The organism is Pseudomonas glycinae, assembly GCF_001594225.2.
Classification (GTDB): domain Bacteria; phylum Pseudomonadota; class Gammaproteobacteria; order Pseudomonadales; family Pseudomonadaceae; genus Aquipseudomonas; species Aquipseudomonas glycinae.
In genome coordinates this window covers 605692-629039 of record NZ_CP014205.2, presented here as the reverse complement: position 1 = coordinate 629039, position 23348 = coordinate 605692, and the positions used below count along the sequence as shown (strand labels likewise).

23 protein-coding genes are annotated in these 23348 nt (G+C 61.4%); 14 read left to right on the top strand and 9 right to left on the bottom strand.

Translation table 11 applies throughout. From position 1 onward, the window contains the following. Positions 1-26 precede the first annotated feature (26 nt). A complete protein-coding gene (locus tag AWU82_RS02865; RefSeq protein ID WP_064383807.1) occupies positions 27-902 on the top strand; it encodes a hypothetical protein in 876 nt (291 codons plus the stop codon). Between the two features lie 123 nt (positions 903-1025). Then, the gene (locus AWU82_RS02860) at positions 1026-1874 is read left to right on the top strand and encodes a cache domain-containing protein (RefSeq protein ID WP_064383806.1); all 849 of its coding nucleotides are present in this window, start codon (positions 1026-1028) and stop codon (positions 1872-1874) included. A gap of 136 nt (positions 1875-2010) precedes the next feature. Here the strand turns inward: AWU82_RS02860 and AWU82_RS02855 are convergent, their stop codons facing one another. Then, positions 2011-3528 carry an MDR family MFS transporter gene (locus tag AWU82_RS02855; protein WP_064383805.1) on the bottom strand — a complete coding sequence of 506 codons (1518 nt, stop codon included), beginning with the start codon at positions 3526-3528 and terminating at the stop codon, positions 2011-2013. 79 nt (positions 3529-3607) lie between these two features. Next, positions 3608-4792: a 4-hydroxybenzoate 3-monooxygenase gene (gene pobA, locus AWU82_RS02850; protein ID WP_170928960.1), complete on the bottom strand. Its 1185-nt coding sequence runs from the start codon at positions 4790-4792 to the stop codon at positions 3608-3610. A gap of 187 nt (positions 4793-4979) precedes the next feature. On the opposite strand from pobA, the gene AWU82_RS02845 reads away from it, so the two are divergent. Continuing rightward, positions 4980-5876, top strand: a complete 897-nt coding sequence (locus tag AWU82_RS02845; protein ID WP_064383803.1) for a helix-turn-helix domain-containing protein — start codon at positions 4980-4982, stop codon at positions 5874-5876. A 9-nt stretch (positions 5877-5885) separates the two neighbouring features. On the opposite strand, the gene AWU82_RS02840 is transcribed toward AWU82_RS02845, so the two are convergent. Further along, the gene (locus tag AWU82_RS02840) at positions 5886-6062 is read right to left on the bottom strand and encodes a hypothetical protein (RefSeq protein WP_007953274.1); all 177 of its coding nucleotides are present in this window, start codon (positions 6060-6062) and stop codon (positions 5886-5888) included. 123 nt (positions 6063-6185) lie between these two features. After that, the gene (locus tag AWU82_RS02835) at positions 6186-7088 is read right to left on the bottom strand and encodes a LysR family transcriptional regulator (protein WP_223290670.1); all 903 of its coding nucleotides are present in this window, start codon (positions 7086-7088) and stop codon (positions 6186-6188) included. 115 nt (positions 7089-7203) lie between these two features. On the opposite strand from AWU82_RS02835, the gene AWU82_RS02830 reads away from it, so the two are divergent. Both AWU82_RS02830 and AWU82_RS02825 read left to right on the top strand, forming a co-directional pair. Further along, the gene (locus tag AWU82_RS02830) at positions 7204-8082 is read left to right on the top strand and encodes an MBL fold metallo-hydrolase (RefSeq protein ID WP_064383801.1); all 879 of its coding nucleotides are present in this window, start codon (positions 7204-7206) and stop codon (positions 8080-8082) included. A 46-nt stretch (positions 8083-8128) separates the two neighbouring features. Beyond that, positions 8129-8743: an NAD(P)-dependent oxidoreductase gene (locus tag AWU82_RS02825; RefSeq protein ID WP_064383800.1), complete on the top strand. Its 615-nt coding sequence runs from the start codon at positions 8129-8131 to the stop codon at positions 8741-8743. Between the two features lie 160 nt (positions 8744-8903). Here the strand turns inward: AWU82_RS02825 and AWU82_RS02820 are convergent, their stop codons facing one another. Continuing rightward, on the bottom strand, positions 8904-9782 hold the full coding sequence (locus tag AWU82_RS02820) for a LysR substrate-binding domain-containing protein (protein ID WP_064383799.1): 879 nt from the start codon (positions 9780-9782) through the stop codon (positions 8904-8906). A gap of 139 nt (positions 9783-9921) precedes the next feature. Here AWU82_RS02820 and AWU82_RS02815 point away from each other — a divergent pair, with 139 nt between their 5' ends. The 6 genes from AWU82_RS02815 to AWU82_RS02790 all read left to right on the top strand — a co-directional run bounded on the left by AWU82_RS02815 (position 9922) and on the right by AWU82_RS02790 (position 17343). After that, positions 9922-11559, top strand: a complete 1638-nt coding sequence (locus tag AWU82_RS02815; protein ID WP_064384161.1) for a 5-guanidino-2-oxopentanoate decarboxylase — start codon at positions 9922-9924, stop codon at positions 11557-11559. Next, positions 11559-13007 (top strand): aldehyde dehydrogenase family protein, encoded by a 1449-nt coding sequence (locus AWU82_RS02810; RefSeq protein ID WP_170928957.1) that lies wholly within the window; start codon positions 11559-11561, stop codon positions 13005-13007. Before AWU82_RS02815 ends, AWU82_RS02810 begins: the two co-directional genes overlap by 1 nt. Positions 13008-13224: 217 nt before the next feature. Further along, positions 13225-14328 carry an extracellular solute-binding protein gene (locus tag AWU82_RS02805; protein ID WP_064383797.1) on the top strand — a complete coding sequence of 368 codons (1104 nt, stop codon included), beginning with the start codon at positions 13225-13227 and terminating at the stop codon, positions 14326-14328. A gap of 191 nt (positions 14329-14519) precedes the next feature. Next, positions 14520-15428: an ABC transporter permease gene (locus tag AWU82_RS02800; protein WP_064383796.1), complete on the top strand. Its 909-nt coding sequence runs from the start codon at positions 14520-14522 to the stop codon at positions 15426-15428. Then, complete coding sequence (locus AWU82_RS02795) at positions 15425-16273, top strand: ABC transporter permease (RefSeq protein ID WP_007960165.1); 849 nt, start codon at positions 15425-15427, stop codon at positions 16271-16273. Before AWU82_RS02800 ends, AWU82_RS02795 begins: the two co-directional genes overlap by 4 nt. Before the next feature lie 14 nt (positions 16274-16287). Continuing rightward, the gene (locus AWU82_RS02790; protein WP_064383795.1) at positions 16288-17343 is read left to right on the top strand and encodes an ABC transporter ATP-binding protein; all 1056 of its coding nucleotides are present in this window, start codon (positions 16288-16290) and stop codon (positions 17341-17343) included. A 165-nt stretch (positions 17344-17508) separates the two neighbouring features. Here AWU82_RS02790 and AWU82_RS02785 read toward each other — a convergent pair whose 3' ends face one another. Further along, positions 17509-18438, bottom strand: coding sequence for an AraC family transcriptional regulator (locus tag AWU82_RS02785; RefSeq protein WP_064383794.1), 930 nt, complete (start codon positions 18436-18438; stop codon positions 17509-17511). Positions 18439-18773: 335 nt separating this feature from the next. On the opposite strand from AWU82_RS02785, the gene AWU82_RS02780 reads away from it, so the two are divergent. Then, positions 18774-19127 carry a putative quinol monooxygenase gene (locus AWU82_RS02780; protein ID WP_011335690.1) on the top strand — a complete coding sequence of 118 codons (354 nt, stop codon included), beginning with the start codon at positions 18774-18776 and terminating at the stop codon, positions 19125-19127. Positions 19128-19170: 43 nt separating this feature from the next. Then, complete coding sequence (locus AWU82_RS02775; protein WP_007960172.1) at positions 19171-19413, top strand: hypothetical protein; 243 nt, start codon at positions 19171-19173, stop codon at positions 19411-19413. Between the two features lie 4 nt (positions 19414-19417). On the opposite strand, the gene AWU82_RS02770 is transcribed toward AWU82_RS02775, so the two are convergent. Both AWU82_RS02770 and AWU82_RS02765 read right to left on the bottom strand, forming a co-directional pair. Continuing rightward, positions 19418-20047 carry a flavin reductase family protein gene (locus AWU82_RS02770; protein ID WP_064383793.1) on the bottom strand — a complete coding sequence of 210 codons (630 nt, stop codon included), beginning with the start codon at positions 20045-20047 and terminating at the stop codon, positions 19418-19420. Between the two features lie 274 nt (positions 20048-20321). Next, positions 20322-20681 (bottom strand): hypothetical protein, encoded by a 360-nt coding sequence (locus AWU82_RS02765; RefSeq protein WP_064383791.1) that lies wholly within the window; start codon positions 20679-20681, stop codon positions 20322-20324. Positions 20682-21029: 348 nt separating this feature from the next. Between AWU82_RS02765 and AWU82_RS02760 the strand changes: the two genes are divergently transcribed. Then, positions 21030-21788, top strand: a complete 759-nt coding sequence (locus AWU82_RS02760; protein ID WP_064383790.1) for a COG4705 family protein — start codon at positions 21030-21032, stop codon at positions 21786-21788. A 63-nt stretch (positions 21789-21851) separates the two neighbouring features. On the opposite strand, the gene AWU82_RS02755 is transcribed toward AWU82_RS02760, so the two are convergent. Beyond that, on the bottom strand, positions 21852-23171 hold the full coding sequence (locus AWU82_RS02755) for an MFS transporter (protein WP_064383789.1): 1320 nt from the start codon (positions 23169-23171) through the stop codon (positions 21852-21854). Positions 23172-23348: the final 177 nt, after the last annotated feature.

Here is a 23348-nt window from a genome sequence, read left to right as displayed (position 1 = left end):
CACCGCGTTTCACAAAGGTTGCCTCGATGTCCATGCGTAACGATGCCCACGACGATTTCGACGATGTACCGAGCCTGCGCGCCGATACCCTCGATGACGACGATTTTCCGGTCACCGCCCGCACCTCCGTGCATTCACGCACGCCGCCGGTGGTCAAGGTCAAGGCCGCCAGCACCGGCCCGTTGTGGGCACTGGTTGGCGCATTGTTCTTCGCCTTCATCGGTCTGGCCTGGTGGAGCTTCCAGCAGATTTCACTGATGGAGCAGCAACTGGTGGCGACCCAGGAAAGTTTCGCGCGCATCAGTGAGGAAGCGGCGGGGCGTTTGCAGGACATTTCCGGCAAGGTCGTGGCCAGCCAGACCAACGTCACCACCGACAGCGAAGCGTTGAAGTTGCAGATCAAACAGCTGCAAAGCGCGCTTCAGGATCAGAGCAAACAGCAGCAGGGCGTGGCCGGGCAGGCGACGGATCTGGACAAGCGCCTGGCGCAGATGACCGCCCAGACCACTGAACTCCAGACTGCCAATACCCAGTTGCAGGCCCAGGTCAAAACCCTGAGCGCTGAACTGGCGACCCTGAAGAGCACGCCGGCCGACACCAGCAAGCTCGACGCCCAGCTCAAGGGCTTGGATGCACAGGTCAAAGGCTTCGATGCCCAGTTCAAGAGCCTCGGTGCCGACATCACGGCCCTGAAGAAACAAGGAGGGTCGAACCCTGCGATCGATCGTCTGGAGCAGGAAATCGTCATCCTCAAGAGCGAGCAGGACAACCGTCCGGCCGCTGCTCAGGGCGGCACCAACACCGCCGAGTTCGATGCGTTCCGAGCGCAGATGACCCGCAACATCAACACCCTGCAAGCGCAGATCCAGAACCTGCAACAGCAACTCAACGCCCGTCCGTGATCCTCTCGTGTGGCGAGGGAGCGAATGCCTCGCCACAGCAACATTCAGAAGCTTTCTGAATATCCATACATGCCTTCAGGCCGTCTACGCTCTTGAAACACCAACAAGAACGAGGGATGCGTCATGGGGTTTGTGCACAAGCTGGCCTGGCTCGGCGCGGTGCTGCTGTTGAGTTTCGGTCAGGCCAACGCGGCTACCACGGAAAAAGACGACAGCAAGGCCGCCATCGCCTTGCTGGAAAAGGCTCTGGCCTATTACCACGACAACGGCGACAAGGCGTTCGCGGCGTTCAGCCGCCAGGGCGAATTCGTCGACAAGGACCGTTACGTGTTCGTGGTCGACACCAAGGGCGTGATGCTCGCCAGTGGTGGGCCGTCATCGGCGTTGATCGGTCGCGACGTCAGCGAAGTGCTCGGGCCGGACTTGCAGAAGTCCTTCAAGGACGCCTTGAAAGTGCCGGAAGGCAACGGCATTCAGCAGGCCGAATACCGCTGGCAGAACTGGTCCGACGGCAAGGTCGAGCGCAAGCACGTTTACTATCAACGCGTCGGTCAGCGGATTCTGGCGGTGGGTTATTACTTGCCGCGTGCGTCGGCGGAGCAGGCGAAAGCGTTGCTCGACAAAGCGGCCACCGACCTGGCCAAAGACGAGAAGGGCACGCTGTCCGCGATCAACTCGCTCAAGGGCGGATACTTGCAGGACGACCTGTATGTGTTCGTGGTCAATCTCGACAACCACCGCTATGTCGCCCACGGCACCAATTTGCGGTTGATCAACACCGATTTCGCCAAGGTCGATGACCCGGAAGGCAAACCGGTGGGCGAACCGATTCTGGCGCTGATCGGCAAACAGGATGAGGGCGAGTACGAGTACCGCTGGAAAAACCCGGTGACCGGCAAGGTCGAGAACAAACATGCCTACCTGAAGAAGGTCGGGAACATGCTGGTGGCGGTCGGTTATTACAGTGCTTGATTGCACTTCCCCTGTGGGAGCGAGCTTGCTCGCGATAGCAATGTAGCAGTGACGCAAATGTCGACTGATCAATCGCAATCGCGAGCAAGTCGAGTCGTCGCACCGTCGCTCCCACAGGTCATACGGTGTTCTACAGTCAGCGGGCGCCGTGTTCACGGCCCCGCAACAACCGGTTGGGCATCGCGATCGCCGCCGCCAGCCCGAGCAGCGACACCGCCGCGCTGACCATCAGCAAATGCCGGAACGTCACCAGCAGTTCGGCACGCAAGGCATTCTGCGCATTGCCGGGCGCCGCGTTCAGGCCGTCGAGCAGCACGTTGCCGGAGTGCCCTTCGCTCATCAGCGAGCTGCCGGCCAGGTGGGCGAAACTGGAGTCCTGCAACAACGCCAGCAACAGCGCCGACATCAATGCCACACCCACCGCACCGCCCAAAGAGCGGAACAGGTTGGTGGTGCTGGTGGCGACGCCAATATCCTTTTGCTCCACCGAGTTCTGCGTACCGACCAGCGAGGTCGGGAACTGCATGCCGCCGGCGATCCCGCTGAGCAACATGAACAGGCTGCTGAGCAGCGTCGCATCGGGCGGGCTGAAGGCCATGCCGAGGATCGAGATCGGCATCAGCAGCGCGCCGGTCAGAATCTGCGGTTTGTAGCGCCCGGTGATCGAAGTACGACGTCCGGCGAAATACGCGCCGATCGGCAAACCCATCGCCAGCGGCAGCAGGTGCAACGCAGCGCTGTCGGCCCCCGCGCCGGTCACGCTCTGAAAGCGCAGCGGCATCAGCACGATCAGGGAAATCGCCTGGAAGCTGCAAAAGAAAATCGTGCACCAGCACAGCAGCGCACTGCGGTTGGTGAACAGGTGCATCGGCAGCAACGGCTCCCGGGCGCGTCGCTCGTGCCAGACGAACACTGCCAGTACCGCCACCGCGCAAGCGAACAGGCCGAGCACTTCGCTGCTGCGCCACGCATGGCCCTGGCCGACCTGAGTGATCGCCAGCAACAGCGCCGTCAGGCCGATGATCATCAGCAGCGTGCCGAGATAATCGATGATTGGTTTGCGTTGCGGAATCGGCAGGCCGATCAGGTTACGTCGCGCAACCCAGAAGGCGCCAAGACCCAGCGGCAGGTTGATCAGGAACACCCAGCGCCACGACAGGTATTCGGTCATGTAACCGCCGAGCACCGGGCCGGCAACGCTGGCCACCGCATACATGCTGGAAAAATAGCCCTGATAACGCCCGCGTTCGCGAGGCGGCACGATGTCGCCGATGATCGCCTGACTTACCGAAATCATCCCGCCGGCACCGATGCCCTGGAAAATCCGCGCCAGCACCAGTTGCTCCATGCTCTGGGCCATGCCGCAGAACAGCGAGGCGAGGGTGAACAGGCCCATGCCGAACAGCATCAGTTTGCGCCGCCCGTACAGATCGCCGAGCTTGCCGTAGATCGGCACCGCCACGGTCATCGCCACCATGTAGCCGGAAATCACCCAGGCCAACAGGCTGACGTCCTTGAACTGGGCGGAGATGGCCGGCATGGAAACGGCGACGATGGTTTGATCCAGCGCGCCGAGAAAGATCGCCATCATCAGTGCGACCAGCACGCTGCGAATGGCCGGTTTGGGCGTTTCGGGATGGTTGAGATTGGTCACGGGCAAAACCTGCGGGCAGTGAGGGTCCCGCAGATCGCCAGGCGAGCGGGGATGCTCGCCAGTGTAAGTCGGTAGCAGGCTATTCGATAGCCTCATAAGGAAGCCCGACGTAATTTTCTGCAATGGTTTTTTGACCGGCCTCCGAGCTGACAAAGTAGTCCAGTTCCGAAGCACAGATCCGCTGGCTGAAATCGTCATGCTCGTCGAAGCGGTGCAACATCGAAGTCATCCACCAGGAAAACCGCTCGGCTTTCCACACCCGGCGCAGGCAGATCTGCGAGTATTTCTCCAGCAACTCGGTGCGGCCTTCGCGATAAACCTTCAGCAGAATCCTGAACAGCGTGCTGACGTCGCTGGCCGCCAGATTCAGCCCCTTGGCACCGGTCGGCGGAACGATGTGCGCCGCGTCCCCCACCAGAAACATCCGCCCGTACTGCATCGGCTCGACCACAAAGCTGCGCAGCGGCGCGATGCTTTTTTCAATCGACGGACCGGTCACCAGTTTCTGCGCCAGATCCTCCGGCAGACGATTGCGCAGCTCATCCCAGAAGCGCTGATCCGACCAGTCGTCGACGTTTTCCTCGGCGGGCACTTGCAGGTAATAACGGGTGCGAGTCGCCGAGCGCATGCTGCACAGGGCGAAGCCGCGCTCGTGGCGGGCGTAGACCAGTTCATCGTGGATCGGTGGCGTGTCGGCGAGAATCCCCAGCCAGCCAAACGGATAAACCCGTTCGAAGACTTTCAGGCAATCCTCGGGAATCGACTGCCGGGCCACGCCGTGGAAACCGTCGCAACCGGCGATGTAGTCGCAATCGACGCGCCAGGTTTCGCCGTCCTTTTCGAAGGTCACATAAGCTTCGTCGCTTTTCACGTCACAGGGAACGACATGGCTGGCTTCGTAAATTGTCTGCGCACCGGTCTCCCGACGAGCGGCCATCAGGTCGCGGGTGACTTCGGTCTGGCCGTAGACCATCACGGTTTTTCCACCGGTCAGGGCTTGCAGATCGATGTGGATCCGGCGCCCGTCGAGGGCCAGTTCGAATCCACCGTGCACCAAACCTTCGGCGTCCATCCGCTGACCCACGCCAGCTTCGCGCAACAGCTCTACCATGCCCTGTTCAAGCACGCCGGCGCGGATTCGGCCGAGCACATAGTCAGGTGTCTGGCGTTCCAGAATCAGGGTGTCGATGCCGGCGTTGTGCAGCAGTTGACCGAGCAATAATCCGGACGGACCGGCGCCGATGATGGCGACTTGGGTTTTCAGCGTTTTCATTGTTTTTATGACTCGCAAGCTTCACGCGACAAACGCCGGTGAATGATTTTCAGGATTCGAGTGCTTGCATTTTTCCCTTGCGGGTCTGTCAATTGAAGGTGAAAACTGAGCCGATACCTGTACATTCTGCCAATCGGTGCGATTATCGCCCGCAAACCTCGAGGCCTGGATTGAAGTGATGAACAAGCCTGACCTGCCTTCGATTCCGGTGTTCAAGCTCTACGGTGAAAGCCTGGACTGGCCGACCCCTGACTTGCTGCACTGTGAAACCATTTCCAAACGCAGCCGCGAACACCAATGGGAAATCAAACCCCACCGCCACGCCGATTTGTGCCAGTTGCTCTTCGTATTCAAAGGTCAGGCAGAGCTTGAAATCGAAGGCCAACGCACGCAACTGAACGAAGCCGCGATCCAGATCCTGCCGCCGTTATCGGTGCATGGATTCCGTTTTTCCGAGGACGTCGAAGGATTTGTCGTCACCCTCGCCACACCGTTGATCAACCATTTGCAGGCGCAACTGGGCAGCGCGGTGCAGGCCCTGGCCCAGGCCGAGAGTTATCCGGCGGGCAAGGACGCGGAGTACCTCAACAGTCTGTTTGCCGCGTTGCAGGCCGAGTACAACGGCCATCAACCGGCGCGGGAAATGCTCATGCATTCGCTGGTCAGCGTGATCATGGTCTGGGTCAGCCGTCAGGCGATCCGCCGTCACAACGCCACGCAACGGCCGCAACGCCAGCGCGAATACCTCAACGGATTCATTCAACTGGTGGAAGAGACCTACCGCCAGCACGTCAAGGTCGAAGACCTGGCCCATCGCCTGGGGATTTCCGTCTCGCACCTCAACGGCACTTGCCGTGAACTGGCGGGGCAGCCGGCGTTGCAGATCATGCACGAGCGTCAATTGCTGGAAGCCAAGCGTCTGCTGACGTACACCAGCATGACCATTTACGAGATGTCCGAGGTGTTGGGATTTTCCGATCCGACCAACTTCACGCGCCTGTTCCGGCGTCGGGTGGGGATCTCGCCAAAGGCGTTCCGCGACCGCTTGAAGGCCGAGCAGAACGACGACGCCTGACGTCCTGTGTTACCGCAGGGCGTTGAGGGTGGCGTTGTGAGGGATGCAGCGCTCGAAGTTGCAGCTCGCGTACTCACGGGGCAGTTGCCGCAACTGCTCCACGCGCCACGCCGCGGTGCCGTACAGCGCCAGCGTGGCCGCGCAGGTGATGAAAATCGCGAGGTATCTTCTTGTTCTGGTGTTCATGGCGTTGACCTCTGAACGAATACCCTTGGGTACTACTTTCAGCATAGGCCAGAGGGGAGCAGCTGCAAGCTTCGAGCTTCAAGATTGAAGCTTCAAGATTGACGCAGGCTCTCCGCTTGCAGCTTAAAGCTGATCCCATTGCGGGTTTTCGGGAAAACGCTGCACCAGAAAGTCCAGCATGCAGCGCAACGCCGCCGGCATGTGCTTGCGCGAGGCGTACACGGCGTAGATGTTCATCTGCCGGGGTTCGGCGTGGGGCAGCAGACGAACCAGTTCGCCGCTGTGAATATGTGCCCCGGCCAGATAGGTCGGCAGCATCGCCACCCCGGCGCCGGCCAGGGTCGCGCGCAGCAGGGTGCTGGCTTCGTTGGCGCTGATATTGCCCTGCACCGGCACCGAGACCGGTTCGCCATCCTCCTCGAAATGCCACAGGCTCTTGCCGAAATAGGAATGGGTCAGGCAGTTGTGCCGGCTCAGATCTTCTACGCGCTGCGGCTGTGGATGTGCCTGCAGATAGGCGGGTGCGGCGCAGACCACCGAGCGGCAGACCGTCAGACGCCGGGCGATCAGGTTGGGGTCGAGGTCGTTGCTGGTGCGGATCGCCAGGTCGATGCGCTCGTCCACCAGGTTCACGGTGCGATCAAGCATTTGCAGATCGATGTTCACCCCCGGATACGCTTTGACGAACGCCGCCATGGCATCGGCCAGTTGCGCTTGGCCGAACGAGGTGCTGACGCTGATCCGCAGCAAACCTCGCGGGGCATCGGCGGGTTCGCTGACGGCGGCCTGCATGTCGCCGGACAGCTCCAGCATCTGCCGGCAGCGCGGCAGGATTTCGTTGCCGGCGGCGGTCAGGCTCAACTTGCGCGTGGTGCGGTGCATCAGGCGCGCGCCGACCCAGTCTTCCAGTTCCGCCAGATAGCGCGACACCACCGGCCGTGACAGGTCCAGGTGATCGGCCGCCGCCGACTGGCTGCCCAGATCCACTACCGTGACGAATACCCGCATTGCTTGGAGACGATCCATGATTTGCCCGCTTTCAGAAACAAACTATGTTCAAGCATCGCATTTTTTGTAACGAGTCTGGCAACTAAGCTCTGTCCCCATCGCCAAGCACGGCATTCGAACAGCGGAGCAACCCATGATCGGCTTCACCACCCTCAAGCGCGTTTTACTGGCCACCGCCACCCTCGGCTTTGCTGCCCACGCAGCGGCTGCGAATCTGAGCCTCGACGTCTACAACCCAGGCACCAACGCTATCTTCCCGGTGACCTCGGTGCTGGTCAGCGGTGAGAAGGACGCGATTCTGGTCGACGCCCAGTTCGGCAAGTCCCAGGCCGAGCAAGTGGTGGAAAAGATCCGCGCCAGCGGCAAGCAACTGACCACCATCTACATCAGCCACGGTGATCCGGATTACTACTTCGGTCTCGACACCCTGACCAAGGCCTTCCCGAATGCCAAGGTACTGGCCTCGCAACCGACCGTTGATCACATCAAGCAAACCGTCGACGGCAAACTCGCTTTCTGGGGTCCGAAAATGGGCGCCGACGTGCCGGCCAAAACCATCGTGCCGGGCGTACTCAAGGGCGACAGCCTGATGCTCGAAGGGCAGAAATTGCAGGTGGTCGGTCTGGACGGCAAACAACCGGATCGTAGCTTCGTGTGGATCCCGTCGTTGAAGGCTGTGGTGGGTGGTGTGGTTGTCGCCGAGAACATTCACGTGTGGATGGCCGACACCCAGACCGCGCAATCCCACGCCGACTGGCTGCAAACCCTGCACTCGATCGAAACCCTGAAACCGAAAACCGTGGTGCCGGGTCACTACCTGGGTGACAGCGCCCGTTCGCTGGCAGCGGTGAAATTCACTGCCGACTACATCAAGGCATTCGATGCCGAAACGGCCAAGGCCAAGGACTCTGCCGCGCTGATCACCGCGATGAAAAAACGCTACCCGACACTGGGCGAAGAAAGCTCGCTGGAGCTGAGCGCCAAAGTCGCCAAGGGCGAGATGAAGTGGTAACCCGATTCTGAAAAACGCAGCACTCTCAAGCCAACTGGAGAATGTCATGAGCAAGATCGCAATCATTGGTGCCACCGGCCGTGCCGGCAGCCAATTGCTGGAAGAAGCCCTGCGTCGCGGCCACAGCGTCACCGCCATCGCCCGGGATACCTCGAAGATCGGCGCCCGCGCCGGTGTGGTCAACAAGAATGTCGACGTGCTGAATGCAGCCGCGCTGCAAGACGCCGTCGCCGGTCACGATGTGGTCATCAGCGCTGCGCATTTCGCCACGGTGCCTGCCAGCGCGCTGATCGGTCCGGTGAAACAGGCCGGGGTGAAACGTCTGCTGGTGGTCGGCGGTGCCGGCTCGCTGTTGCTCCCGGACGGCACCCGCGTGATCGACAGCGCTGGCTTCCCGGCCGAGTACAAGGCAGAGGCCAGCGCTGGCGCGGCGTTTCTCGAGGCCTTGCGTCAGGAGAAGGAGCTGGACTGGACGTTCCTGTCGCCGTCGGCGCTGTTCTTCGAAGGCGAGCGCACCGGCAAGTTCCGCGTCGGCAAGGATGACTTGCTGGTGAGTGCTGAAGGCCAGAGCTCGATTACGTTTGCCGACTATGCGATTGCGCTGATCGACGAAGTGGAAACGCCGAAGCATTCGCGTCAGCGGTTTACCGTCGGTTACTGACCGTATTGATCGTTCCCACGCTCTGCGTGGGAATGCCTCACTGGACGCTCCGCGTCCGCTTCGGCATGGGACGCGGAGCGTCCCGGGCTGCATTCCCACGCGGAGCGTGGGAACGATCAAAGAAGGGGTGCGTGGGAACGATCATCAAGTGAGGCCGGGCTCACCGCGTATGAGCCTGCTCCACCAACCACCCCATCAATTCCTGCAACTTCGCCGAAGGCTCCGATGCCGGCGCCACGATGTAGTAGCCCAATCCCGTCTTCACCTTCAGATCGAACGGCATCACCAGTCGCCCGGCGTTCAAGTCGTCGCCGATCAGTGACCAGTCGCCGATCGCCACCCCCGTCCCGTGGGACGCCATCGACATCGCCTGATCCAGGGTCTCGAAATGCTGACCGCTGGCGATATTGCTCAAGTGCAGTTCGGCGGCTTTGAGCCAGAGCGTCCAGTCGTCATCCGTGTGAGTCGGGTGCAGCAGCAGATGCTGTTGCAGATCTTCCGGTGTATGCAGGGCCGGCCCGCCGTTGAGCAGCGTCGGCGAGCAGACCGGCGTCAGTTGTTCATCGAACAGATGCAGGGTCGCAGGCGAATCGTGGGGCGCGCTGCCGTAGATCACAGCCGCGTCGAACTGCTCGCGATGAAAATCCACCCCGTGTTGCAACGACGCCGTGAGTTTCACCGGCACGTCCGGGCGCTCGCGCTGCCATTGCAGCAGGCGTGGCAACAACCAGCGCATCACGCAGCTCGGCGCCTTGAGTTGCAGGGTTTCGCGTTTGGCGCCGATCTGCTCCACCGAGTCGCCGATCAGGCTGAACACCTGCTGTACCCGTGGCAGCCATTCGCGACCTTCGGCCGTCAGCTCCAGGCCCCGGGCCAGGCGAATGAACAGCTCATAACCCAGATGTTCCTCAAGCCCCGCGATCTGCCGGCTCACCGCACCCTGGGTGATGTGCAACTGCTCGGCGGCCCGGGTGAAGTTGCAGCACTGCGCGGTGATCAGAAACGTGTGCAGGGCGGGCAGGGGAGGCAGTCGTTTCATGTGGATCCAAGGTATGACGTGAGGACATGGCTAGTATGAGCTTTTATCGATTGTTGCGGCTACGGGTCGCCCGTTTCAATGAGGCCAATCACCGGTTCCTTTAAAGCCCGGTGCCTCAATGAACAAGAAGGGCAAAGACATGGCGACGTGTGGCGAAGTACTGGTCAAGTTACTCGAAGATTATGGGGTCGAGCAGGTGTTCGGCATTCCCGGGGTGCATACCGTGGAGCTGTATCGCGGGCTGGCCCGTTCGAGCATCAACCACGTCACGCCGCGCCACGAGCAGGGTGCCGGCTTCATGGCCGACGGCTACGCCCGTACCAGCGGCAAACCGGGTGTGTGCTTCATCATCACCGGCCCGGGCATGACCAACATCACCACCGCCATGGGCCAGGCGTACGCCGATTCGATCCCGATGCTGGTGATCTCCAGCGTGCAGTCGCGCAGCCAATTGGGCGGCGGTCGCGGCAAGCTGCATGAACTGCCGAACCAGAGCGCACTGGTCGGTGGCGTGGCGGCGTTCTCCCACACCCTGATGTCGGCGTCCGAATTGCCGGGTGTGCTGGCCCGTGCGTTTGCGCTGTTCCAGGCCGGGCGTCCGCGTCCGGTGCACATCGAGATTCCGCTGGACGTGCTGGTCGAAGAAGCCGACGAACTGCTGACCAGCGTGCCGGTCAACATCGACCGCGCCGGAGCTGCGCCGGCCGCCGTGAGCCGCATGACTGAACTGCTGGCCGGCGCCCGGCGTCCGCTGATCCTCGCCGGTGGCGGTGCCATCGATGCCGCTGCCGAACTCACCGAACTGGCTGAGCTGCTTGATGCACCAATGGCTCTGACCATCAACGCCAAAGGCATGCTGCCGTCCAGCCATCCGCTGTTGATCGGTTCGACCCAGAGCCTGGTGGCGACCCGCGCCCTGGTGGCCGATGCCGACGTGATCCTGGCGATCGGCACCGAGCTGGCGGAAACCGACTACGACGTGACCTTCGCCGGCGGTTTCGAAATCCCCGGCAAGCTGCTGCGTGTGGACATCGATCCCGACCAGACCGTGCGCAACTACCCGCCTCACGTGGCGCTGGTGGCCGACTCGCGCAATGCCGCACAAGCGTTGCTCAGCGCGCTGTCGCACAAACCGCTGGCCGAGCGCCGCAACGATTGGGGCCAGGTACGCGCCGCCCGTCTGCGTGAAGACCTGGCCGCGACCTGGGATGCCCCGACCCTGGCCCAGACCCGTTTCCTCGAAACCGTGCTGCACGAATTGCCGAACGCGGTGTTCGTCGGCGACTCCACGCAACCGGTGTACACCGGCAACCTGACGTTCAATCCGGAGCGTCCGCGCCGCTGGTTCAACTCGTCCACCGGTTACGGCACCCTCGGTTACGCCTTGCCGGCGGCGATTGGCGCATGGCTCGGCGGTAACCTCGAACACGGCGCGCGTCCGCCGGTGGTGTGCCTGATCGGCGACGGTGGTCTGCAATTCACCCTGCCGGAACTGGCCAGCGCCGTGGAAGCGCGCACCCCGGTGATCATCCTGCTGTGGAATAACCAGGGTTACGAAGAGATCAAGAAATACATGGTCAACCGTGCCATCGAGCCAGTGGGCGTCGACATTTACACCCCGGACTTCATCGGCGTGGCCAAGGCCCTGGGTTGCGCGGCGGAAGCGATCAGCTCCGCTGAACATCTGCGCGGTGCACTGCGCGCCGCCACCGATCGTCAGGGCCCGACCCTGATCGAGATCGACCAGACCCAATGGATGAAGGCGGTGGCCCAATGATGAATTTCCCGACCACACTCGACGGCCTGTACATCAACGGCCAATGGTCCGCCGGGCGCGAACACCTGCGCGTGATCAACCCGGCCACCGAAGCGCTGCTGACCACGGTCAACGGCGGTGACGAAAGCGCCGTCAACCAAGCGGTGACGGCAGCGACCGAAGCTTTCAAAGACTGGTCGAAAACCACCGGTGCCGAGCGCGCCGCGATACTGCGCAATATCGCCAATGGCGTGCGCAACGGCCGCGAACATCTGATGAAGTTGCAGTCGAGCAACAACGGCAAACCGCAGTTCGAGGCGGGCATCGATGTCGACGACGTGATCGCCACGTTCGAGTACTACGCCGAACTCGCCGAAGGCCTCGATGCGAAACAGGACAGCAACGTGCCGCTGCCCAGCGACGATTTCAGCGCACGTCTGCGCCGCGAACCGTGCGGTGTTGTCGGGCTTATCGTGCCGTGGAATTTCCCGATGGTCACCACCGTGTGGAAGCTCGCGCCTGCTCTCGCCGCCGGTTGCTGCGTGGTGCTCAAACCGTCGGAAGTCACACCGCTGCCGGAGCTGGAACTGGCGACCATCATCGCCGAATCCGGTCTGCCAAAAGGCGTGTTCAACCTGGTGTGCGGCACCGGTCTGGCAGTCGGCGCGCCGCTGTCGGCGGACCCGCGCATCGCCAAGATTTCCTTCACCGGCAGTAACGCCGTGGGTGTGCAGGTGATGCAGCGCGCCGCTGAAACCGTGAAGGGCGTGAGCCTGGAACTGGGCGGCAAATCCTCGCTGCTGATTCTGGAAGATGCCGACCTTGATCTGGCGGTGGAACTGGCCTGCGGTGGCGGTTTCTTCAACGCCGGGCAGATGTGTTCGGCCACCAGCCGAGTGCTGGTGGCCGATGAAATTGCCGATGAATTCCTGATTCGTCTGAAGGCCCGCGCGGAAAAAATCCGTGTCGCCGATCCGTTCGATCCTGAGGTCGAGATGGGCGCGCTGGTCAATCAGGCGCAGTACCAGCGTGTGCTCGGTCACATCGACCGTGGTCTGAGTGCCGGTGCCAAGCTGATTTGTGGCGGCAATCGTCCCGCCGATCTGCCGCGCGGATATTTCTTGCAGCCGACGATCTTCACCGAAGTGCCCCTCGACAGTGCGCTGTGGTGTGAAGAGATCTTCGGCCCGGTGATCTGCGTACGCAGTTTTGCTTCGGAAGCCGAGGCAATTGCGCTCGCTAACGACAGTCAGTTCGGCCTGGTCGCCAGCGTCGTCACGCGCAATGCCGAGACCGCGGATCGGGTCGCCAACGCCTTGCAGGCGGGGCTGGTGTGGCTCAACGCGCCGCAGGTGATCTTCCCGCAGACGGCGTGGGGCGGCTACAAACAGAGCAGCATCGGCCGCGAATTGGGCCCGTGGGGTCTGGCGGCATTTCAGGAAACCAAGCACGTGATCCGCGCGCTCTGAATGCCCGAAAAAGGTCAGCGCATGCCTCGCAACGAGGCATGCGCCGACGTCATGGCTTCAATGAGTTTTTATCGATAGTCAGGTGTTTTGCACGACCTCAGGATGAACCCGCAGACCACGCTCAAGCCCTTTGAAACCGGGCGCTTGAGCCATATCGGTCAGGCAGATGCAAGGGTTGCGATCAGTCTCATACTTACAAAAAAAATGGGAGTCCTAAATGGGCGAGCACGATCTGAACAGGCGTCAATTCATCAAAACCGTCGGCGTGGCCTCGGTGGCTGCGGCGGCCATGAGCATGCCCTTCATCCGGGCCAGTGCCAGCGACACCCGCTTTGCCGGCAAGACCCTGCGCCTGCTGACCTGGTCCGATGACACCGGCCTCGCTGCACTGCGCAACATCGCGGCAACGTTCGAAGCCAAGACCGGCGCCAAAGTGATTGCCGACCGCACTGGCAGCACCTCGGAAATGGTCGCCAAACTCAAGGCCGGCGGTGATCGTCCGCAGTACGACATCATCACCCTGGCTGGCGTCGGCGCCGAAGGTCTGGCTGCTGCCGGACTGTTGGAAAAACCCGATCTCAACCGCATTCCCAACCTGGTGGACGTACCGGAAAAATACCGCACCGGGGCCAACGGTCACGGCATCGGTTACCTGTTGTGGTGCAACAGTCTGGTCTACAGCACTCGCACCCAGAGCACCGCGCCGGACAGTTACGCGGCACTGTGGGACGCCGATCTGGCACCGAACATTTTCCTGCCGCCGCCGAACTGGACCGAAGCGATGGACCTGATCATCATCGCCGCCAAACTGGCCGGTGGTGACGAGCACAACATCGAGCCGGGCTTCAAGAAACTCGCGGAGCTGAAAGACCGCGTGGTGACCCTGGGCGAAAACCCCAACCAGATTGCCGAGCTGTTCCGCACCGGTTCCCTGGACATGGGCGGCCTCTACGCCCCGGCGTTTTTCCCCAAGCAGATCCGCGACCCGAACTATGGCCTCGGTGCCACGTTCGGCATGAAGGAAGGTTTCTACACCGACCTGATGCTCTCGGTGATGCCGAAGAACCGTCCGGGCGACACCGACCTGGCCTACGCCTTCATCGACCACTCCCTCGACCCGCTGGTGCAGGGCAAGATGGCCGAAGACATCTTCAACGGCCCGGTCAACGCCAAGGCGATCATCTCCGCCGAAGCACGCAAGAGCCCGTTCATCCTCACGCCGGAGCAGATCGCGGAGAAGGCGATCATGCACGACAACGCCTTCCTGGCGACCGTGCATGACCAGTGGATTCGTCGCTACACGGAAATCTTTTCTTCCTGATCGAGTGATGGACGCAGGTTCTTCAAACGCCGAAGTACCTGTGGGAGCTGGCTTGCCAGCGATAGCAATTTGTCAGTGACATGATGGTCGACAGGTAGGCCGTCATCGCTGGCAAGCCAGCTCCCACAAGGCTCGCGGTGGTTTGGAGATCTGTGTCTGTCAGTTGTTTTTCCATTGACGAGATCATTGCTATGGAACATCAATCCCTGACCCAACCGGTCGGCGCGGGTGACGCGTGCCCGGCGCGCGGTGTTTCGCCGACGGCGCGGGCGTGGTTTTTCCTCACGCCGTCGATGCTGTTTCTCGGCGTGCTGATTGCCGCCAGCCTGCTGGTGCTGCGCATGAGCGTCGGCACCAAGGGTGCGGAGTGGTCCGGTTTCAGCCTGGCCAGTTACGCCCAGCTACTCGAACCCTACTACCTCAAATCGCTGCTGCTGACCTTGCGCCTGGCGCTGATCAGCGCGGTGATCGCGGTGGTCCTGGCGATCCCGGTGGCGTACACCATGTCGCGCCTGACCTCGCCATTCGTGCGGCGGATTTTTCTGGCGGCGGTGCTGTTGCCGTTGCTGGTCAACCTGCTGCTGCAAAGCTACGGCTGGCTGGTGATCCTCGGCCCCGGCGGCATGCTCAACCAGACCCTGATGGGCCTCGGCCTGATCAAGCGTCCGATCATGCTGCTGTACAACCAGAACGGTGTGCTGATGGGGCTGGTGCAGACCGCGTTTCCGCTCGCTGTGCTGCCGATTGCCAGCGCCATGCGCGGTGTCGCCCGCAGCTACGAAGAAGCTGCCGCGACCCTCGGCGCCAGTCGTTTTCAGGTGTTCCGCCAAGTGGTGTTGCCGATGAGTCTGCCGGGAATCATCACCGGCGCGACCCTGGTGTTCGCCTACAACGCCAGCAGCTTCGTGGTGCCGTTGCTGCTCGGCGGTCGGCGCGTGCCGATGCTCGCGGTGATGGTGCATGACCAGATCGCCCCGCTGATGAACTGGCCCGCCGCGTCCGCCGCCGGGGTGGTGCTGATCGTCACCACGCTCGCCATCATGACCTTGTCCGAATACATCACCGGCCGCCGTCGCCGTCTGCTGGAGGCTTCGCAATGAGTGCCCTGATCAAGAAGCGTCAGTCGCTGTTGCCGGGCGACACCGGCAAGTTCGCCGGCATCCTCTCCGGGATCATTTTGTTCCTGGCCGTGTTGCCGATCCTGACCATGATCGTGATGTCGTTCAGCGGCGCGTCGAACCTCGACTTCCCGCCGAGCAGCTACAGCCTGCAGTGGTACAAGGCGGCGTGGCACACCTTCGTCTCGCCGGATGCCAGCGATGTGCTGAGCCTCGGCCAGGCCATGGGCACCAGTTTGCTGGTGTCGTGCCTGACGATGATTTTCGCCACGCTGATCGCGGTGCCGGCGGCCTACGCGCTGACCCGCTGCGAGTTCCGTGGCAAGGGCGTGGCGCTGCAATTGATGTCGCTGCCGCTGGTGTTCCCGATGGTGGTGCTGGGGCTGGCCTTGCTGCTGGTGTTCGACAGCCTGCCGTTCCACATGACCACCTCGCGGCTGGTGATTGCCCACGTGATTCTGGCGCTGCCGTTCGTGGTGAAGAACTGCACGGCGGCCATGCTTTCCATCGGCAGCGAAGTCGAAGAGGCCGCGCAGATGCTCGGCGCCTCGCCGTTGCGGGCCATTGTCGACGTGGTGGTGCCGTTGATGAAGTCGGGGATTCTGGCGGGGATGCTGCTGGCGTTCATCGTCTCGTTCAACGAATTCACCGTGACCTATTTCCTCTACACCATCGATGTCATGACCGTGCCGATCTGGATGTACAGCCGCACCGTGTCATCGCTCGACCCTACCGTGTTCTCGTTTGCCGTGCTGATCGTGCTGATCGACTTCGTCCTGATCTGGGCGCTGGAGAAGCTGGTCGGTGAGGGCGGCGTTTCCTTTTGATTGTGAGGTGCAATATGACTGGACTGATTCTGGAAAACGTCGAGAAACACTACGGCTCGGCCTGTGCGGTAAAAGACGTCAACCTGCATTTGCCCGAGGGCAAACTGGTGTGCTTCCTCGGCCCGTCGGGCTGCGGCAAGACCACGTTACTGCGCATGATCGCCGGGCTGGAAACCCTCACCGGCGGCGAGATCCGCCTGGACGGCGAGGACATCGGCCACACCCCGGCGCACCTGCGCAACTTCGGCATGGTGTTCCAGTCGCTGGCGCTGTTTCCGCACATGACCGTGGGCGAGAACATCGCCTATCCGCTGAAACTGCGCGGTGTGAGCAAGCCCGATCAACAGGCGCGAGTCGTTGAGTTGCTGGAGTTGATCCAGCTGCAACCGATGATCGATCGCCCGGTGGCCAAGCTGTCCGGCGGCCAGCGTCAGCGGGTGGCGATTGCCCGGGCGATTGCCTCGCATCCGAAAATCCTTTTGCTCGACGAACCGCTGTCGGCGCTGGACGCCAAGTTGCGCGAGTCGATGCAGGTGGAAATCCGTCAGCTGCAACAACGCCTGAACATCACCACCATCATGGTGACCCACGATCAGCGCGAGGCCATGACCATGGCCGATATCGTGGTGGTGTTGGGCGAGCATCGGGTGCAGCAGGTGGGTACGCCGATTGAAATCTACCGGCACCCGGCCAACGAATTCGTCGCGGACTTTATCGGCTCCGGCAATATCTTCCCGGCCACCGCGCTTGGCGATGGCAAGGTCGTGCTGCCGGGCGGCGATGCCCTGCAAGTGCCGATCTGCAACAGCATCGTGGTCGGGCAGAAAGTGAAAATGCTGATCCGCCCCGAAGACCTGCAACTGTCGGCGCCGCAGGCCACGGCGGGGAATCGGCTGCTGGGCAAGGTGACGTTCGTGCGGGATATTGGCGCGACGATCGAGACTACGGTGGAATGTTCCGGGGTGACGTTTACGGCGCTGAGTACGCCGTGTCAGGGGATTGGGTTGGGGATCGGGCATCCGGTGTCGGTGACGTTGCCGAGTGAGGCGTGTCGGGTGTTGGGCGCCTGATCCAGATTTGATGCTGGCTCTGCCGACCTCTTCGCGGGCAAGCCCGCTCCCACAGGTTATTCGTCGTACACAAGCTTTGTAGTAGACACCAGTCACTGTGGGAGCGGGCTTGGTCCGGGCGGCGATCCGACGAAGAGGCCAGTAGCCGCGACGCAATAATCCAGATCAGACGGTCAGGCGCAACCGCGCCAGATCCCTCAACGGCGGCGCGCCAAACAACCGGCTGTACTCGCGGCTGAACTGCGACGGACTTTCATACCCCACCCGATACCCGGCCGCCGACGCCTCCAACCCCTCAGCCAACATCAAACGCCGCGCCTCTTGCAGGCGCAGCTGCTTCTGATACTGCAACGGGCTCATCGCCGTCATCGCCTTGAAACGGTGATGCAGGGTCGAGACGCTGAGGTTCACTTCCTTCGCCAGATCATCAATGCGCAGCGGCTGTTCGAAGTTGCCGTTGAGCCATTTGATCGCCTGGCTGATGCGGTGGCTCTGGCTGTTGGCGATGGCGATTTCGTACAGCCGATGGCCCTGAGGACTGCGCAGCAGACGATAGAGAATCTCCCGACGGATCAGCGGCGCGAGCATGGCGATGTCTTTCGGCGCGTCGAGCAGGCGTGCCAGACGCAGCACCGCATCGAGCATGGCGCTGTCGATCTTCTCCACATACAGACCACGTCCGGTCGGCCGGGTCGGTACGCCCATCGGGCCGGCGTCGGCGATCAGCGCGGTGATTTCCGCAGGATCGATATCCAGGCGCACGGCGAGGATCGGCTCTTCGGGCGAGACATTCACCACCCGACCGCTCAACGGCATCGAAACCGACACCACCAGGTAATTCAGCGGATCGTAATTGAAGAATTCGTCCGCCAGCCGTACCTCTTTGCGACCCTGGGCCATGATGCACAGCGCCGGTTGCGCGAGCACCGGGGCGAAGTCATGGGACTGGGTGTGGCGTGACATGAACAGCGAACCGACGGCAGTGGCATAACTGCCATCTTCGGACGTGTTGCGGCGAATGATGGCCGCCAGTTCCGCGCGCTGCTTTTCCATGTCGGCATCGGGCGGCGCCTGAAAACGATCGAATGACGTCATGCACAGCCTCCTCGGCAAGGGATGGAATGGGAGCAGAGCATAAGTTTGTGCAAGCGCGAGCGGTAGACACATCCTGTCAAATGCTTGCCTGATCCTGCATGGGTTTGTGGACTCGTCCAGCCATAGCAGGACGCGGGTCGGCAGAATTGCCCGAAACCGGTGTGACAGGACGGTGACAGGAATTCACGACTTGTTACAGGTCTGCACGACAGTCTCGCAGGATTGTGCAACGCGACGGCAGGAATCGACTAACGGCGAGCCGTGCCCGGCCCTTAACCTTGGATCCTGTCGCAGCACGTCCCCGGCTGCCACGCAACTTCCTGGGAGGGTTGAACATGTCCAAGCAGATTCCCGTCAGTCATATGGCCTTCGTTCGAGCGCGTGCCGGACGCTCGGCGGAACTCGGCATGCGCTTGAGCGCCCTGATCGAGCCGTCCCGCGCCGCCCCCGGTTGCCTGAGCTTCGCCTTGCAGCATTCGCAGTGTGATCCGGATTTGTGGCTGGTTTCCGGTTTCTGGAGCAACCAGCAATCGATGACCGCTTACTTCAGCAGCCCGTCGATGGAAATCTTTGCCGAGCTGGTGCAGGACCTGGTGGTCAACAGCCTGGATTTCCACACGTTCAAGGAAGTCTCGGCTGCACAGGCCGTAGGGCAATGCACTGCGCCGATACACAAACTCGCCGGTTGAATGTTTAATGTCCGGCTTATCTGACTGAGCCAGGACCTGCGATATGGCACGTAAAGAGTTCGAACACTTCGAAGCGGTTTCCGCTGTAGTCCCCGTCGAGTTGGGCGGCAACAAGGGTTATCACGCGGCGATTGCCGTCAAGGCCCTGGTCGACGGCGGCGCACCGCGCTTTCACAAACTGCTGAACGATCAGGTTTTTCCCGGCGCCATCGCCGCCGATGAAGCCGCGATCAACGAACTGGACAAGCTCAAGGGCGTCACCGACGACGCCGAGCTGATCTGGTAAGCGCTTACTTCGTCGCCCCCGGGCGCCACATCTTGAACAACGCCTCCGGCCCCAGCTGGAAATAGTCCGCCGGCCCGCCGCCCCGCAGTATCGGTTCGGCGGCGGCGGTGTCGTAGATCCCGTCCTTCAACAGCCATTTGGCAATGTGCACGGCAACCACTTCGCCGAGCACCAGCCAGCTCGGCACGGTCTCGCCGTCGGCGCGCTGCAACTGAATGATCTGGGTGACCTTGCACTCGAAGGACACCGGGCTTTCGGCCACGCGCGGTACGGCGATCACGTTCGAAGCCACTGGCGTCAGCCCCGCCAGTTCGAACTCGTTGACTTCCGGTCCGACCATCGCGCAGCTCTGGTTCATCTGCTCGGCCAGCGGGCGGGTGGCGAGGTTCCAGACGAATTCACCGGTCTGCTCGATGTTGTTCAGGCTGTCTTTGCGACCGACGCTGGAGAACCCGATGATCGGCGGAATGTAGTTGAACGCGTTGAAAAAACTGTAGGGCGCCAGGTTCAGCCGTCCCTCGGCATCCTGCGACGAAATCCAGCCGATGGGACGCGGGCCGACGATGGCGTTGAACGGATCGTGCGGCAGGCCGTGGCCGTTGGCCGGTTCGTAGAAATGAATGTCATCGGGCATGGCGGGTGGTCCTGAAGAGGGCGGGATCAAGTGGCCAATAGTGCAAGCACACGACGCATATTTCCAGCCAGACACCGATATTCCACCCAGTGAGAACCTTGTGGGAGCTGGCTTGCCAGCGATGGCGGCCTGTCAGTCGACAATGACTTTGAATGAAAAAATGTCATCGCTGGCAAGCCAGCTCCCACAGGGTTTGGTGTGAACTCAAGTAATTGTCATCCCCCAGAAATGACTAAGCCCGGCCGAGGCCGGGCTGTGAAGGCGGTGCGGATATTCAACTGATGGCTGCGGCAGTGCCGGTTTTATCGAAACCGTCGGCAGCGATGGCATTGGCGGTGCCGGTTTTATCGAAACCGTCGGCAGCGATGGCATTGGCGGTGCCGGTTTTATCGAAACCGTCGGCGGCGATAGCGTTGGCAGTGCCGGTCTTGTCGAAACCATCAGCAGCAACGGCTTTGCCGACGTTGGTCTTGTCGAAGCCGTCGGCAGCGTAGGTGCCGGTGTGGCTGGTTTCGATGGCAGCGCTGGCGCCGGAAATGAAGTCGGCGGATTTGGTTTTGTCCGAGCCATCGGCGGCGAAGGTGTTGGCGGCCAGGACGGACAGGGTCAGGGCGAGGATCAGTTTGGTTTTCATGGTCGTTCTCCAGATTCGAAATTCGTTGGCGATGTGTTTCGCATGGGATTCATGCTACGCCAAATAAGTTGATTAAAAAGTGCAAAATAATGCTAAAAACAATCGATTAAATTGATATTAAGGGCGGCGCATTCAATTCGCTTCCGTCGTCGGAGCGAGCGTCGCGCAGGTCATCGATCAGGTAGGTGCAGGATGCGGCAGGGGCATTAACCGGTGATTAATCGCCGTTTTTGGCTTGTGTGACAGATTTTTCATACATTCCCGACCGGTTTTTCACCCGCTCAACGCCAGTCTGCCCACGGCCATAAAGCCAAAAACCGGCCGTCACACACTGGAGCGTTGCCCGCGATGAACAAACTGCCTCAAATCACCCTGGCCTTCTGGGTCATGAAAATCTGCGCGACGACCCTGGGGGAAACCGCGGGGGATTTGTTGTCGATGACCCTTAACGTCGGCTATGCCATCAGCTCGCTGATTCTGATCAGCGTGTTTGTCCTGACGCTGATCGCGCAGCTGATGTCCAAGACCTACAAGCCGCTGCTGTACTGGATCGTGATCCTGTCGACCAGCACCGCCGGCACCACCATGTCGGACTTCATGGACCGCACGCTGGAACTGGGTTACGCCACCGGTTCCATGATCCTGATCGCGATCCTGCTGGCGATCTTCGCGGCATGGCGCCTGAGCGGCGACTCGCTCAACGTCACCAAGGTGCAGAGTTTTCGCGGCGAGATGTTCTACTGGATGGCGATTTTGTTCTCCAACACCCTGGGCACCGCGCTCGGCGATTACCTGGCGGACGACTCGGGCCTGGGCTTTGCCGGTGGCGCGTTGTTGATCGGTTCGGCGATTGGCGTGGTCGTGCTGCTCAAGTACTTCACGAAGATTTCGCCGGTGGCGCTGTTCTGGGTGGCGTTCGTGCTGACCCGGCCGTTTGGCGCAACCCTGGGTGACTTGATGACCAAGTCCCATGAGAAGGGCGGTCTGGACTTCGGCACCATCGGTTCGTCGGCGGTGCTGGCGGGGATTCTGCTGGTGATGATCGTCGGGGCGTCGTATGCGCAGAAGCGTTATGGCAGCAAACAGGGCGTTGCCGAGTTGTCCTGATCGGGAAATCGGACAGGAAAGAAAACGCGCGAAGGTCTTGCACCTTCGCGCGTTTTTTTGCGGTCAGTCAGTGACGATGCGCGAATGTTTCTGCGTGTCTTTCATGGTGATGTACACCAGCAGGGACACCGCGATGCACGCGGTCACGTACCAGTAGTAACCGGTTTCCATGCCGATGCTCTTGAACCACAGCGCGATGTATTCGGCGGTGCCGCCGAAGATCGACACGGTCAGTGCGTATGGCAGGCCGACACCCAGCGCACGGATTTCGGTCGGGAACAGCTCGGCCTTTACCACGGCGTTGATCGAGGTGTAGCCGCTGACGATGATCAGCGCCGCCATGATCAGGAAGAACGCACCCCACCAGGTCTGGATGGTGTGCAGGGTCATCAGGATCGGCACGGTGAAGATCGTCCCGAGCACGCCGAAGGCGATCAGGATCGGGCGACGACCGATTTTATCGGACAGGCCACCGATGATCGGTTGCAGGCACATGAACAGGAACAGCGTGGCGGCGGAAATAGTGGTGGAGTCGGAGATGCTCATGCCGACGGTGTTCACCAGGTATTTCTGCATGTAGGTGGTGTAGGTGTAGAACGCCAGCGTACCGCCCATGGTCAGGCCGACCACGGTGAGCAGTTCCTTCGGATGACGAAGCAAGGTGCGCATGGCGCTTTCCTTGGACTTTTCCTTCTTGGTGAACGACTCGGTTTCTTCCATGCCACGACGCAGGTACAGCGCGACGATTGCGCACAGCGCGCCGATGGCGAACGGAATACGCCAGCCCCACGCGTACAGCTGTTCGGTGGTCAGCATGTTCTGCAGCACGATCAACACGCCCAACGCGATGAGCTGGCCGGAGATCAGGGTCACGTACTGGAAGCTGGAGAAGAAGCCGCGACGTTCCTTGGTCGCCATCTCCGACAGGTAAGTGGCGGAGGTACCGTACTCGCCACCGACCGACAGGCCTTGCAGCAAGCGGGCAAAGACCAGCAGGATCGGCGCGCCGATGCCGATGGTCTCGTAGTTCGGACTCAGGGCAATCAGCAGCGAGCCGAAGCACATCAGGTACACCGAAGCCATCAGCGCCTTTTTACGGCCGACCTTGTCGGCGTACAGGCCCATCAGCCAGCCACCGATCGGACGCATCAGAAAGCCCACGGCGAAAATCGCGGCGGTGTTCATCAACTGGGCGGTAGTGGAACCGGCGGGGAAGAAGGTCTTGGCGAAGTACAGCGAGAAGGCGGCGTAGACGTACCAGTCGTACCACTCGACCATGTTGCCGACGGAACCGCTGAAGATCGACTTGATGCGACTGGCGGTGGTTCGTGCTTTGGCCGGCACGGCAGCCGACCCAAGAGGCAGGGCGTTGGAGTTATCCATTGAAGGATCCTTCATTTAATTGTTTTTGTGGAGCGCGTTGGAACGCAGCCTGCGAGGGCTATAGCAGGAGCTGTGCCAACGGGGAGAGGGCCGGTTTAGAGGGGTTGGTGAGATGGGTTGAGCGGGATTTTGCCGATGATCCGGAATGAATGAGCGGATTTCCGCTCATTCAGCGTG